Here is a 13,733-nt window from a genome sequence, read left to right on the forward strand (position 1 = left end):
ATAGCTGCGTCCAGGGGGTCGGCGCTGGAATTCGCACAGAGGTATCCGCTGGTTCAGGCGCGCGATGGATTCGGTGGGTACCGTGCCGCTGATTTGATCGTGCCCTGGCTCGTGGCGAGGTGCACCCGGCTCGAGTAGGGGTTTCGTAAGTGGATAGACGTCGAATGCTGGCGATGTTGGCCGCGGGTACCGCCGTGGCGCTGACCGGCTGCGCGACCGCCGAGGGCGAGACCGTCGAGGCGGGTTCCGGCGGCGAGATCCCCACGCCGCCGCCCGTTCCGACCCCCGTCCAGCCCCTGCTCCCGCCCCCGCCGGGCGGTCCGAAGTCGATCATTCCCCCGAAGCCCATCACCGCGCTGCCGGGCCAGGGGCTCACCATGGCACTGACGGTCGACGACGGCGCCAGCGCCGAAGTCGTCGGCGCGTATGTGAAATGGGCGAAGGACACCGGCGCCCGCTTCACCTTCTTCGTCACCGGCTATTACGACTCCTGGACCATCCACCGCGACGCGCTGCGCCCGCTGGTGGAGTCGGGCCAGATCCAGCTCGGCAACCACACCTGGGACCACGCCGCCCTGACCAAGATCAGCACCACCGAGGTGGCCGACCAGCTCGGTCGCACGAAAACGTTCCTGCGCAACAACTTCGGCGTCGACGGCACCCCGTTCTATCGACCGCCGTTCGGATACCACAACGCCACCGTCGACAAAGTAGCCGCCGACCTCGGCTACACCGTCCCCACCATGTGGTACGGATCCCTGTCCGACTCGGGCCTCATCACCGAGGAATACCTGATCGAGTGCGCGCACAAATACTTCGCCGCCCAGTCGATCGTCATCGGCCACGCCAACTTCCCCCCGGTCACCCACTGCTACGGCCGGCTGGTCGACATCATCCGCGAGCGCAACCTGTCGCTGGTCACGCTGAACGACGTCCTGGAAGTACAAAGCTGATCTCGCAAGAACATGGGTAACTCACCGGGCACGAGCTGACCCGCCCACCTCACAAAGCTTGCCGCGTCCCCAACCCTCCCCGTACCCGGGTCTGGCCAAAAGACCCGGGGAGGCGGCTACGGCACGATGTTGACCATCTTCCCCGGCACCACGATGATCTTGCGGGGCGCCTGACCGTCGAGCAGGGCGATGACCTTCTCGTCGGCCAGGGCGGCGGCCTCGATCGACGCCGGGTCGGCGTCGGCGGGGACCTGGATTCGGCTGCGGACCTTGCCCTTCACCTGGATCGGGTATTCCACCGAGTCCGCCACCAGCAGTGCGGGATCGGCGGCGGGGAAGGGGCCGTGAGCCAGGGAGGTGGTGTGGCCCAGGCGTTCCCACAGTTCCTCGGCGATGTGGGGAGCCAGCGGAGCGAGCATCAGCACCAGCGGTTCCACGGCGGCGCGGGGGGCGCCGGTGGGGTAGTTCTTGGTGAGGTGGTTGGTCAGCTCGATCAGCTTGGCGCCCGCGGTGTTGTCGCGCAGCGCGGCCAAATCCTCGTCGACGCCGGCGATGGTGCGGTGCACCAGGCGCAGGGTCTCGTCCGACGGGGCGGTGTCGGTGGCCTTCACCGTGCCGGTTTCCTCGTCGACCACCAGGCGCCAGACGCGCTGCAGGAAGCGGTGCGCGCCGACGACGTCCTTGGTCGCCCACGGACGCGAGGTGTCCAGCGGACCCATCGACATCTCGTAGAAGCGGAAGGTGTCGGCGCCGTAGAGGTCGCACATCTCGTCGGGCGAGATGGCGTTCTTCAGCGACTTGCCGATCTTGCCGTACTCCTGGGAGACCTCGATCTCGACGCCGTCGGCGCCGGTCCAGAAGAACTTCGCGTCACGTTCGACGACCTCGGCGGCGGGCACGTACGCGCCACGCTCGTCGGTGTACGCGTAACCCTGCACGTAACCCTGGTTGTACAGGCGGCGGTAGGGCTCGCTGCCCGACACATCGCCCAGGTCGAAGAGCACTTTCTGCCAGAACCGCGCGTACAGCAGGTGCAGCACCGCGTGCTCCACACCGCCGACGTACAGGTCGACACCGCCCGGGTCGTTCGGGCCGTGCTCGGCCGTGCGCGGGCCCAGCCAGTACTTCTCGTTCTCCTCGGCGCAGAACGTCTCGGCGTTGGTCGGGTCGGCGTAGCGCAGCTGGTACCACGACGATCCGGCCCAGTTGGGCATGACGTTGGTGTCGCGGCGGTACTGCTTGGGTCCGTCGCCCAGATCCAGCTCCACGTTCACCCAGTCGGTGGCCTTGGCCAGCGGCGGGGACGGCTCGGAGCCGGCGTCGTCGGCGTCGAAGGTGACCGGCGCGAAGTCTTCCATCTCCGGAAGTTCCACGGGCAGCATGGATTCCGGCAGCGCGTGGGCCACGCCGTCGGCGTCGTAGACGATCGGGAACGGCTCGCCCCAGTACCGCTGACGCGCGAACAGCCAGTCGCGCAGCTTGTACTGGACGGTGCCGGTGCCGTGACCCTCGGCTTCGAGGTGACCGATCATCGTCGCCTTGGCCTCGTCGACCGAAAGCCCGTTCAGGAAGCCGGAATTCACCAGCTTGCCCTCGCCCGAGTGGACCGCTTCGGCCACGTTCCCGCCGTCGATCACCTCGATGATCGGCAGGTTCAGCGCGGTCGCGAAATCCCAGTCGCGGCTGTCGTGGCCGGGCACCGCCATGATGGCGCCGGTGCCGTAGCCGCTCAGCACGTAGTCGGCGATGAAGATCGGCACCTGCGAGCCGTCGGCCGGGTTGGTGGCGTAGGAGCCGAGGAAGACGCCGGTCTTCTCCTTGTTCTCCTGACGTTCCAGATCCGACTTCGCCGCGATCGACTTGCGGTATGCGGCAACAGCTTCCGCGGGGGTGGCGCTGTCGTTGGTCCAGCGGGCGTCGGTGCCGCCGGGCCAAGCCGCGGCGGTCAGCTTGTCGACCAGCTCGTGCTCGGGGGCCAGCACCACATACGTCGCGCCGAACAGGGTGTCGGGACGGGTGGTGAACACCTCGATGGTCTCGCCGTCCGCGTCGAACCGCACCTGGGCACCACGCGAGCGCCCGATCCAGTTGCGCTGCATGGACTTCACATTGTCGGGCCAGTCCAGGGTGTCCAGGTCGTCGACCAGGCGGTCGGAGTAGGCGGTGATGCGCATCATCCACTGCCACATGCGCTTACGGAACACGGGGAAGTTCCCGCGCTCGCTGCGCCCGTCGGTGGTGACCTCTTCGTTCGACAGCACGGTGCCGAGTCCCGGGCACCAGTTGACGATCGAATCCGATTGGTACACCAGGCGATACGAGTCGATCAGCGCACCGCGCTCAGCGGCCGGCATGGTGTTCCAGTCGCCTTCGGGAACCGGACGCGCGCCGGTGGCGAACTGCTCTTCCAGCTCCGCGATCGGCCGGGCCCGACCGGCTTCCTGGTCGTACCAGGCGTTGTAGATGCGCAGGAAGATCCACTGCGTCCACCGGTAGTACTCGGGGTCGGTGGTGGCGAACGAACGCCGCGGGTCGTGGCCGAGGCCCAGCCGGTCCAGCTGACGCTGCATGGTCGCGATGTTGGCTTCGGTGGTCACCCGCGGGTGCGCGCCGGTCTGCACCGCGTACTGCTCGGCGGGCAGGCCGAAGGCGTCGTAGCCGAGCGCGTGCAGCACGTTGCGCCCACGCATGCGGTGGTAGCGGCCGAAGACGTCGGTGGCGATATAGCCCAGCGGGTGGCCGACGTGCAGGCCCGCGCCCGAGGGGAACGGGAACATGTCCTGGATGAACAGCTTGTCGGGCGGCGTCTCCCCGGCGAGCGGCCCGACCGGGTTGGGCGCGTTGAAGGTGCCGCGCTCGGTCCAGTTCTGCTGCCAGCGGCGTTCGATCCGCCCAGCCAGCTCGGCGTTGTACCGGTGCTGAGGTACGTCAGTCTCGGTTGCACGAGTGTCCTGCACGGTCCTGCCTTCTTGTTCTCGCCGATCCCCGGTAAACATCGTCTAACAGCGTAGAACGTGGACGCGAGGCGATTTCCCAAGGGCCGAGAACATGCCGCGCGGCCACGACGGCACGCACGGGCGGTGTGTGGCCGGTCACGCTCGGCGGGGAGCCCTGATTTCGGGCCTTTACGGGTGCGCTAGCCTGCATGAATGGTCGTCGTCGCTCTCCTGTTGTTCGCGCTGGCCGCGGTCGCGATTGTGACCGGCGTGCTCGGACTGCTCGGCAAACTGCCCCGCAACCGCTTCCTCGGTGTCACCACGGAAGCCGCGCTGCACAGTGACGACAATTTCCGCCTCGCCAACCGCATCGCCGCCCCCACCTCCGTCGGCGCGGGCGCCCTGCTGTTCGCCGGCGGACTGGTCGTGCTGGTCGCCGGTGGTCTCGCGAGCGTCGGCGTAGCCGCCCTCGTCGCCGTCATCGCCGTCTTCACCCTCGGCGCAGGCGCCAACGCCGCCGCCCGCACAGTAGAACCCCTCCTCCCGCCCGCCCCCGTCGGCGGCTGCGGCTCCTCCTGCGGCGGCTGCTCGCTCCGCGACACCTGCGCCCCCGCCAACTAACCCTCTAGCGGCAGGGTCCTGCGTTCCGGTACAACGGGAGCAGGACCTTGATCGGGGGGAATTGTGAAGGTTGTCGGGGCTGGGCTTGTTCTTGCGTTGATCGGGGCGATCACCACCGGCTATTCGGTGATCGCGGGGGTCGTGCTGATCGTCGTCGGGGCGGTCGCTGTCGTGGTCGGGGGCGTTCTCGCCTTTCGCGATCCCGGGGGTTCGCGGAAGTCGAAGCGGTGGTGGGCCGCGGGCTCGTCCGCGGGCGGGGTCAGCTGGTTCGGTGACGGTGGCGGGCAGTCGCACGGCGGCGGTGGCGGAAACAGCGGCAGCGGTGGGCACGGTGGCGGCGGCTGTAGTGGTGGCTGCGGCGGTGGCGGCTGTGGGGGTGGCGGCGGCGAGTGATCGCTGAGCGCATCCTCGGCAGTGGTTGAGCCACAAGGGGATTGCAAGAACGCGCGGTTACGGTCGGCCTCGGATGGCCATGACCGGCACGGTCACGATTCCCACCACGCCGAACACTCCGACAATCATCGGCGGAAGGCCATCGGGCAGATCATTCAGGCAATTCGGTGTCGACGTAATGCGGCGACGCTCATCTCGGGGGAGGAACCATGGTCTTTGTCGTGGCGTTCATCGTCGCTGTCGTCGGGCTGTTGCTCGGCGGCGGAATCGGAGCAATGCTGCTGGCGACCACGATCGTGCTGGTGCTGTTCGGGCTCGTCATGCTCGGTGCCACACCGGAAGCCAGAAACGAACGGGACGCGGCCGCGGTTCGCCGGGCGCGTCGGCGTGCGTCGTCGGGGCAGGCGCGGCAGGCGAAGAGCCGGCGAGGGTCGGCGTCGTCGAGGGGTGCTGGCGACGGGGGCTGCTGACCGGGCGGTTCTCACCGCTAGTCGGCCGCAAGGGGATTGCAAGTGCGCGCGGTTACGGTCGGTCTCGACACACCGGTCCAGGTAGGGGGTCCCCATGAACTTCATCGATGTGATCGCCACACTGCTCGCGATCGTCGTAGTCGCGGTATTTCTCGTTGTGCTCATCGGAGGTCCGGTGATGATCATCGGGTTGATCATTCGGGCGGCCGATACCCCGACCGAGAGGACCAGGCGCGCGCAGCGGGCCGCGAACTTACAGCGGGCGCGCACGCACCAGCGGGCAAGGCGCTCGGGCTCGAGTGGCTGGAGCTCCACTGACAGCAGCTGGTCCAGCGGCAGTGCCTGGTCGGCGAGCAGCGACTCCGGATCCAGCAGCGGCAGCAGTTGCGGCGGCGGTAGCAGCAGCTGCGGTGGGGGAAGCAGCAGTAGTTGCGGCGGCGGCAGCAGTAGCTGCTGACATCTGAACGGACAATCTTCATGATCTACGGTGCGGGAATTCTGGTAGCTCTGGTCGGGCTGATCGCCACCAGCCATTCGCTGCTGATCGGCCTCGGCCTGCTCGGCTTCGCGGTGACACTGCTGACGATCGGTGGTGTGCTGAGTTTCCGGAATTCGCGCCGCCTGCGGTCGAAATACCAGCGTCTGCGGATCGACACCGGCGGCAAGGCCGGTCGACGCGGGATCGACGACGCGGACTCGCTGAACGAAACCTACGGCGGCGGTTTCGGTGGCGGCGGCGGGGACTGAGGACTGGTCGCCGCGTCGGGCCGGCTGAAAGCGAATTGCAAGGACCAGCGATTACGGTCGGTCCAGACATACCCGATCGCACCACGCGTTCGACATTCGCAGGAGGTTTCCGATGGCCGCTACGCGTTCTGACCTGCGGGGGAGCAGGGAATACATGGCCGGGGCGCTGGTGCTGCTGGTTGTCGGGCTGATCTCCGCCGCATACGGATGGATGTTCACGGCGGCGATCCTGTTCGGCTCGCTGGTGTTCTTCATCATGGGCGTCACCCGGATCGTGCTGCGGCCCAAGCGGGGTGCCGGCGGTGCTGCGCGCAGGTCGGGATGGCTTGCCGCGGGGAGCGCCGGTGCCGGGTTCGCCGGGACCGGTGACGGGGGCAGCGGTGACGGTGGCAGCGGGGGGAGCTGCGGTGGCGGCAGTGGGTGCGGCGGCGGGGGCGGTTGCGGCGGCGGAGGCGGGTGCTGAACCACGGATGACCGGGACCTGGCGGAGGGGGCCGGGTCCCGGTCGTGGTGACCCGGCCGGTGGCCGGGTCGGGTTCCGTTGTCGAAGGGGCTACCGCAGGTCGACGAGGGCAGCGTGGACGGCGTGCCCTGCTGCGGGGTCGCCGACCGTGATGCGCGCGCTACCGTCCGGGTAGGCCTTCGCTTTGATACCGGCGCGGCGCAGGGCGGTGGCCACGCCGGGTCCGGGTAGGTAGAGGAAGTTCGCGTGACTGGGCGGTACGTCGATTCCGCAGGCACGCAAAGTGATTCGCAGGCTGTCGCGTTCGAGGTTGATGCGCTCGACCCGGTCGCGCAGTTCCGTGCCCGCCGCGTAGGCGGCACGCACCGCGGCAACGGACGCGGTGGGTGTGCCGAAGGGCAACTGCTGGTGGCGGATTCGTTCGATCAGTTTTCCGCGGCCCACGCAGTAGCCGATCCGCAGCCCGGCCAGTCCGTACCCCTTCGAGAAGGTGCGCAGGATCAACAGATTCGGGTGACGGTGCAGCAGGGTGTGGATATCGAGACGGTCCGCCGGATCGAGGAATTCGACATAGGCCTCGTCGAGGAGCACCGGTACGCGGTGCGGGATCGCGGCGAGGAAGGAGCGCACCGCCGCCGCCTCGAGGACGGTGCCGGTGGGATTGTGCGGGCGGCACAGCACGACCAGGCAGGTGCGCCGGTTCACCGAGCGGCGCATGGCAGTCAGGTCCTGATTGCCGCCGGAATCGAGGGGGATCGGGACAAGGGTCATCCCGGCCATCTCGGCCATGATCGGGTAGCCGTCGAAAGTGGGTGTGCCGGTAACTAGTTCACCGGCGCCGAGCGTCCGCATCACCTGCAGGGCGACACCGGTGGCCCCCGCGCCGACCACCACGTCGTCGGGCGAGACCCCGAGGTGATCGGCGATCACCCGCGGCAGTTCCTCCGGCAAGAACTCCGGATACCGGTTGGCCTGGGTGAGGGCGGCAGTCACCGCCGTCAGCACGGAGGGCAGTGGGGGAAAGGGGTTCTCGCTGAGACCGAGGTCGAACAGCGTGGGTGTCGCCGTGGTGTGGAACCGACGGGAGGGGATCGTCGGTTCCACCAGCCGCACAGTCATCGCGCGGCGCCCCAGCGAATAGCCGCGGCACCGGCGAAATCACCCGCGTGCGCGAATGCCGACAGGAGAACCACCGACCCGTTGCGCAATCGGCCTGCACGGTTCTCCGCATCGAGAGTGACGGGAATGCCCGCGGCGAACAGGTTTCCGCACTGGTCGAAGGTATCGGGATGACGTTCGGCGGGCAACTCCAGCGCGTCGTGCCAGTTGCGCAGGAACAGCCGGTTCGGCTGATTGGTGACGAAGGTGTCGATATCGCTGCTCTTCACCCCGATCCGCTTGCAGACCTCCAGCGCCACCTCCGGCACCAGCCGGTTGCCACGCGCGAACACCTTGGTGATCTTGGATTCGGAGAAGGTCACACAGCCCTGACCCTCGCCCGGCTCCCAGTACTTGCGCGGACCGTTCGTGGAGAAGTCCATGTCACCGGCGAATTCGGGATAGGTGCGGGTTTCGATATCGAGGATCGGTCCCGAATCATCCTTGCGCAGCAAGCCGATTCCGCACCCGTCGCCCGGCACCGGCGCCTGCGCCAGTTTCCGGATGTCGGGCTGGGTGAACACCGGGCCCGCACAGTTCTGCGCGGCGACGATCAGCGCGGTCTTCGCCTCGCTGGTGGCCATCATCATCCGGGCTATCGCCATCATCTGGACGAACGCGGCGCACCCGCTGTTGTGCACGTCGAGTACCTGCGCCGGACGAGCGCCCAGCCGGCGAGCCAGTTCGGGGCCCGCGCCGAGCACGGGATTGTCGGGCAGCTGGGTGTGGGTGATGATGATGTCGATCTCGGACGCGAGGTCGGCGCCGTGGCGTTCACGCAGGACGGCGAACGCCTGCTCGGCCATGTCCACGGCGGTCTCGTCGCGGCCGATGTGATGACGGCCGGTCGGCGATCGGAACATCACGTTCTTCGCCATCCGCTCCGAGCGGGAGAACTGGGTGAAGTAGTCGGTCGGGACGGGGTCGCCGGGCAGATAGCTCGCGACGTCGACCAGACTCACCTGCGGCATGTTCACTGCATCCACTCCGGCTTGATCGGCAGCCCGTTGGCCGCGCGGTATTCACAAATGGCTTTGAGGTTGTCCAGCTCGAGCTGGTGTCCGGCGGAGAACATCTCCCAGAAGTCGCCGACCCAGACGGGGCGCTTCGGCGGCGCGGTTTCGGGGTAGCCGTTCTCGTCGTAGAAGGGGTGCTTGCAGTTGATCCACGTCACCACCGAGCCGGGTTTGTTGAACACCACCTGGGCGTCGACCACCCGCATCAGGTAGATCATCCAGAGGTGCTCGGACTGGTCCCACGCGCAGTGATAGTCGACGGTCATCGCGTCGGGATGGGCGACGGTGCGGGTGAAACACTTGGTCGCGTCACCGAGACGGTCGTAGGACAGCCACAGGCCGGGCTCCTCGGTTTCGGTGAATCCGCGCAGGCTGTAGGTCCATTCCTCGAGCGAGCGGGTGTCGGCTAGGTATTCGTAGACCTCGCGCGGTGGGGCCGCGATGTAGGTCTGCACGGGGCAGTAGTCGCCGAAGATCTGGTCGTGCGGATACACCGACCGCAGCATGTCCATGATGATCGGCGTTGTGGTCTCCCGGTCGGAGTTCTCGATGCGGATGACGCCGGGCACCACCTCCTCGGGGATGTCGGACAGGGCCGGCAGGGCGCTGATGGTCACGGGGTGCTCCTGGATGATTCGAGGGCTGACAGAAAGGGGAGGAACGGCGGGACTTCGTCGGGGTCGCAGAGGATTTCGAGGAACGACGGCCCGGTGCCGGCGAAGCTGAGGTCCAGTGCGCCGGACAATCGGGGGGCGTCGGAGACGGTGCGGGCGGGCAGCCCGGGGAACATGGCGGCGATGCCCGCTCCCAGGTGTGACGGTTGAAAACGGTTGAAGCTGTAGCGATCCCGGTAGTAGAGCTGTTCACGGGTGACGCACATGGCGTGCGCGTTGTTGTTGAACACCACGAAGGTGATGGGCAGGTCGTGTTCGATCGCGGTGTGGATTTCCATGCCGTGCATGAAGAACGCGCCGTCGCCGGCGATGACGACGGTGCGATGCGGGCCGTCGGGCGCGGCGCGGCGGGCGAACGCGGATCCGATACCCGCACCGAACGCGTAACCCATTCCGCCCATCCCGAGTGCGACCGTGAAACGTCCGCGCTCGGGTACCCGTAGGTAATGCACCACCGAGGCGCCGGTGTTACCCGCGTCGGCGAAAATGTCGGCGCCGTCGGGCAGCGCGCGCTGAATCGCCTCGATGACGGTGCGATAGCGCAGGCCGGGTCCCGCCGCCGCGGGAACGGGCATCGGCGTGAGCTCGGCGGAACGCTGACTTGTTGTGGCCCCCGCCCCGATCTCGGCCAGCAGCGTGGCGATGGTTTCCGCGAGATCCGCGCTGGTGGCGTGGGTCGCCGCGAGGTAGGGAGCGTGCGCGCCGATGCTGAGCACCGGCAGGTCGGCCAGGGCCGCGTCGAGGCCGGCGCGGGCAGTGACCGGCAGGCGGGTGCCGACGAGTAGGCAGGCGCTCGCCGCCGACAGGGCTTCGGCCAGCTCGGCATGACCCATGCTGCCCGCGACACCGCAGTAGCCGGGGCCGGTGTTGGAGTACACGTCCTTGGCGTCGGGGGCCACGCCGATGGCGGCGTCGAGCGTGGCCACCAGTTCGGCGAGCTCAGCGCGGGCATCGTCGCGGGCGACCTGATCACCGGCGATGATCACCACCTTCCCGGTGCGCCGGGCGTTGGTGAGTTCGGTGGCGATGGTGTGTGGGGAAGTCGCTTCCGGGGAGGCGCGATCCAGCCGTACTCCGTCGGAGGGGGCCGCGACGGTGTCGAACTGTTGAGCGACGACGGCCTCCGGCATCAGTTGCTGCTGAACATCTTTCGGGATCAACAGCACCGCAGGCCCACCACTCTCCGCGGCGGTGATCGCCGCGGCGAGCTGTGCGGGCAGCTCGAGCGGATCGGTCACCCGAGCGCAGTACTTGCTGATCGTCGCGAACAACGCTGCCGCGTCGATGGATTCGGACAATCCGCTCGAATCCTGGAACGCGCCGAGACCTTCCAGGCTGGTCGGCGGCTGTCCGATCAGCGCCAGCACCGGAACCCGTGATGTGAACGATTCGGCGAGTCCAGCAACGAGATTCACCGCACCACCGCCGGACGTGGCGGCCACGACACCCAGCCCGCCGGTGCTGCGCGCATACCCGTCGGCCATGGTCGCCGCGGAGAACTCGTGCTTGGCGACGATCCCGGCCGGTGCGCCCCCCGCGTCGAAGATCGCGTCGTAGAGGTCCTCGATATTGGCGCCGTCGACGCCGAAGATCTGGGTGATTCCCCGGTCGGCTACCGTTCGTACCAGGTAGTCCACCACCCTGTCCGGCATCGGCACTCCTTCTCCGCGACGAAATGTGACGCCGTTGTGCACCGCGTCTGATGGGGTTACGAGGCGCGCCAAGGGGGAGTTCAGAGGGTGGGTGAAAACCACCCCTTGTGTGTACGTACACATATACGTATAGTGGGTTCATGCCCAACAAGACGATCTACGTAGCCGACGACGATCTCCCCGTGTTCCAGCGGGCGCAGGAGCTCGTCGGCGGAAACCTCTCCAGCACCGTGGTCAGCGCGCTGCGCAGGCTCATCGAACTGGAGGAGGGTCGTGAGGCCGGCTTCGAGGAGGTCGTCCTGCAGGTGGGGCGCGACGGTGTCCGGCAGGTGCGCTTCCAGGGCGTGCTGCTGGGTGAATGGCGCGAGGTCGGCGACAAGCGGGTGCTGCACCAGCAGGTCTACCGCAGCCGCAAGGGCAAGCTCGTGCTCCACACGCACTCGGCGCTGTGGTCGGAATACCCGACCGGGGACGCCGCGGGCGACATGAAGGACTGGAAATACTGGCGCCGCATGTTCGGCATCGGCGATCGGGCGTGGGACTGGGGTGACTACGAGTACGAGATCCTCGACGACCTGAAGGACCTGAAGGATCGCGTGCCCGACAAGCTCTATCGCAAGGTCGAGGACATCACCGCGCACCCGCAGATCGAGGAACTCGACATCTAGCTCCGTCCTCGGACGAACAACCACACACCGCACACACCGACCGCAGCCCCTGGGGGCTGTGTCGATAACTCATGCACATATTCGCAGCAATGAATGCAATCCTCTGGAAAGGGACGACCATGGTCAACTCGGCCATCACCGCACGCGGTCTTCACAAGGCCTACGGCGACAAAACAGTTCTCGACGGCATCGACATCACCGTCGCCGAGGGCACCGTGTTCTCGTTGCTCGGCCCCAACGGCGCGGGCAAGACCACCACCGTGCAGATCCTCACCACACTGATCGCCGCCGACGGCGGCGAATGCACCGTGGGCGGCCACGATGTGGCGACCGACCGGGGCGGGGTGCGTGAGCTGATCGGCGTCACCGGGCAGTTCGCCGCGGTCGACGAGCTACTGACCGGCCGGGAGAACCTGCACATGATGGGGGACCTCAACCATCTGCCGCGCCGCGAAACCCGCGTTCTGGCCGACGAATTGCTGGCACGGTTCGACCTGGTCGAGGCAGCCGACAAGCCCGCGAGCACCTACTCCGGCGGCATGACCCGCAGGCTCGATCTGGCGATGACGCTGGTCGGCAATCCGCGGGTGATCTTCCTCGACGAACCGACCACCGGCCTCGATCCGCGCAGCCGCCGCTCCATCTGGGAGATCATCCGCGGCCTGGTCGACGATCTCGGCGTCACTGTCTTCCTCACCACGCAGTACCTCGAGGAGGCCGACCAGCTGGCCGATCGCATCGCGGTGCTCGACAACGGCCGGATCGTCGCGGAAGGCACTGCGGCAGAACTGAAGCGCCTGGTCCCCGGCGGCCACATCCGCATCGATTTCACCGATCAGCCCGATGTCGACGCAGCTCAGCGCGCGTTCGGCTCGACGGCGAAGGTGGTCGAGGGCACCGACGGGCTGACCCTCGCCGTGCCCAGCGACGGCGGCGTGCGATCACTGCGTGCCGTCCTCGACCTCCTGGATGCCGAGAACATCGAAGCGGGCGGCATTTCCGTGCACACCCCCAACCTCGACGACGTCTTCCTCACCCTCACCGGCATGAGCGGTCAGCGGCCGGAGGCGGAAGCGGAGCGTGACCACGCAGGCCGCCCGAGCATGCCCATTGTCAACAGCCGCGCCACCATCGAGCAGGAGACTCTGCGATGACCACTCAGACCAAGTCCAAGTCCTACGCCGTCGCCGACACCATGACGATGCTGCGGCGCAACATGATTCACGTCAAGCGCTATCCCAGCATGACGTTCAGCATCATCATCATGCCGATCGTGCTGATGCTGGTGTTCAAGTACGTCTTCGGTGGAGCACTCGAGAAGTCCTCGGGCGGCAGCTATATCGACTATCTGGCGCCCGGCATGATGCTGCTGTTGCCCGCCTACCTGACGGTGTCGGTAGCGGTCTCGATCGCCACCGACGCGAGCAAGGGCATCGTGAATCGCTTTCGGGTGATGGCGATCTCGCAGTCGTCGGTGCTCACCGGGCATGTGCTCGGCGCGCTCATCCAGGCGATGGCGGGCGTTGTCGCGATGACCGCCGTCGCGATGCTGGTCGGCTTCCGGCCCAACGCGAACGTCGTGGAGTGGGTCGGCGCGTTCGGGCTGCTCGCCCTGGTGACCTTCGCCTTCACCTGGCTCGCCATCGCGCTCGGCCTGCTCTCGCCCACCCCCGAAAGTGCCAGCAACGCACCGTTTCCCATCGTGCTGCTGCCCTTCCTCGGCAGTGGCCTGGTCGCTACCGACACCATGCCGGTCGGCATGCGTCAGTTCGCCGAATACCAGCCCTTCACCCCGATCACCGAGACGCTGCGCGGACTGCTGATGGGTACCGAGATCGGCGCCAACGGCTGGGTCTCGCTGGTCTGGTGCGCGGTCATCGCGGGCGGCGGCTTCCTGTGGTCGAAGTCGATCTTCCGCAAGCAAGCGAAGTAGCCTGTCGCGCAGACGGTCCGGTCTCCCCCGCGGAGACCGGACCGTTTCG

General features: G+C 67.4%; 14 protein-coding genes. 9 read left to right on the plus strand and 5 right to left on the minus strand.

Translation table 11 applies throughout. The features are described from left to right. Positions 1–164 precede the first annotated feature (164 nt). Positions 165–953, plus strand: a complete 789-nt coding sequence (locus tag ACFTS5_RS24405; protein ID WP_378635271.1) for a polysaccharide deacetylase family protein — start codon at positions 165–167, stop codon at positions 951–953. A gap of 116 nt (positions 954–1,069) precedes the next feature. On the opposite strand, the gene leuS is transcribed toward ACFTS5_RS24405, so the two are convergent. Further along, positions 1,070–3,910 carry a leucine--tRNA ligase gene (gene leuS, locus ACFTS5_RS24410; protein ID WP_378634957.1) on the minus strand — a complete coding sequence of 947 codons (2,841 nt, stop codon included), beginning with the start codon at positions 3,908–3,910 and terminating at the stop codon, positions 1,070–1,072. Between the two features lie 192 nt (positions 3,911–4,102). Here leuS and ACFTS5_RS24415 point away from each other — a divergent pair, with 192 nt between their 5' ends. The 5 genes from ACFTS5_RS24415 to ACFTS5_RS24435 all read left to right on the plus strand — a co-directional run bounded on the left by ACFTS5_RS24415 (position 4,103) and on the right by ACFTS5_RS24435 (position 6,583). Continuing rightward, positions 4,103–4,510 carry an SdpI family protein gene (locus tag ACFTS5_RS24415; protein ID WP_378634960.1) on the plus strand — a complete coding sequence of 136 codons (408 nt, stop codon included), beginning with the start codon at positions 4,103–4,105 and terminating at the stop codon, positions 4,508–4,510. A 63-nt stretch (positions 4,511–4,573) separates the two neighbouring features. Beyond that, entirely contained in the window at positions 4,574–4,903 is a 330-nt protein-coding gene (locus ACFTS5_RS24420) for a hypothetical protein (RefSeq protein WP_378634962.1), read from the plus strand. A 209-nt stretch (positions 4,904–5,112) separates the two neighbouring features. Then, positions 5,113–5,373, plus strand: a complete 261-nt coding sequence (locus tag ACFTS5_RS24425) for a hypothetical protein (RefSeq protein WP_378634965.1) — start codon at positions 5,113–5,115, stop codon at positions 5,371–5,373. Between the two features lie 477 nt (positions 5,374–5,850). After that, complete coding sequence (locus ACFTS5_RS24430; RefSeq protein WP_378634967.1) at positions 5,851–6,120, plus strand: hypothetical protein; 270 nt, start codon at positions 5,851–5,853, stop codon at positions 6,118–6,120. A 112-nt stretch (positions 6,121–6,232) separates the two neighbouring features. Beyond that, entirely contained in the window at positions 6,233–6,583 is a 351-nt protein-coding gene (locus ACFTS5_RS24435; RefSeq protein WP_378634970.1) for a hypothetical protein, read from the plus strand. A 90-nt stretch (positions 6,584–6,673) separates the two neighbouring features. On the opposite strand, the gene ACFTS5_RS24440 is transcribed toward ACFTS5_RS24435, so the two are convergent. Genes ACFTS5_RS24440 through ACFTS5_RS24455 form a run of 4 tightly spaced genes read right to left on the minus strand, consistent with a single transcriptional unit; the run spans position 6,674 to position 11,083 of the window. Further along, entirely contained in the window at positions 6,674–7,702 is a 1,029-nt protein-coding gene (locus ACFTS5_RS24440) for an aminotransferase class I/II-fold pyridoxal phosphate-dependent enzyme (protein WP_378634973.1), read from the minus strand. Beyond that, complete coding sequence (locus ACFTS5_RS24445) at positions 7,699–8,712, minus strand: 3-oxoacyl-ACP synthase III family protein (RefSeq protein WP_378635273.1); 1,014 nt, start codon at positions 8,710–8,712, stop codon at positions 7,699–7,701. Before ACFTS5_RS24445 ends, ACFTS5_RS24440 begins: the two co-directional genes overlap by 4 nt. Positions 8,713–8,714: 2 nt before the next feature. Further along, positions 8,715–9,374 carry an SRPBCC family protein gene (locus tag ACFTS5_RS24450; RefSeq protein ID WP_378634976.1) on the minus strand — a complete coding sequence of 220 codons (660 nt, stop codon included), beginning with the start codon at positions 9,372–9,374 and terminating at the stop codon, positions 8,715–8,717. Beyond that, positions 9,371–11,083: a thiamine pyrophosphate-binding protein gene (locus tag ACFTS5_RS24455; protein WP_378634978.1), complete on the minus strand. Its 1,713-nt coding sequence runs from the start codon at positions 11,081–11,083 to the stop codon at positions 9,371–9,373. Before ACFTS5_RS24455 ends, ACFTS5_RS24450 begins: the two co-directional genes overlap by 4 nt. Before the next feature lie 140 nt (positions 11,084–11,223). On the opposite strand from ACFTS5_RS24455, the gene ACFTS5_RS24460 reads away from it, so the two are divergent. The 3 genes from ACFTS5_RS24460 to ACFTS5_RS24470 all read left to right on the plus strand — a co-directional run bounded on the left by ACFTS5_RS24460 (position 11,224) and on the right by ACFTS5_RS24470 (position 13,684). Continuing rightward, positions 11,224–11,751, plus strand: coding sequence for an EXLDI protein (locus ACFTS5_RS24460; protein ID WP_378634981.1), 528 nt, complete (start codon positions 11,224–11,226; stop codon positions 11,749–11,751). A gap of 119 nt (positions 11,752–11,870) precedes the next feature. Continuing rightward, entirely contained in the window at positions 11,871–12,905 is a 1,035-nt protein-coding gene (locus tag ACFTS5_RS24465; RefSeq protein WP_378635276.1) for an ATP-binding cassette domain-containing protein, read from the plus strand. Further along, complete coding sequence (locus ACFTS5_RS24470; protein WP_378634984.1) at positions 12,902–13,684, plus strand: ABC transporter permease; 783 nt, start codon at positions 12,902–12,904, stop codon at positions 13,682–13,684. Before ACFTS5_RS24465 ends, ACFTS5_RS24470 begins: the two co-directional genes overlap by 4 nt. The last annotated feature ends 49 nt before the right edge of the window (positions 13,685–13,733 follow it).

Origin of the sequence: Nocardia sp. NPDC056952, assembly GCF_042674185.1 — a bacterium.
In the GTDB taxonomy this organism is placed as follows: domain Bacteria; phylum Actinomycetota; class Actinomycetes; order Mycobacteriales; family Mycobacteriaceae; genus Nocardia.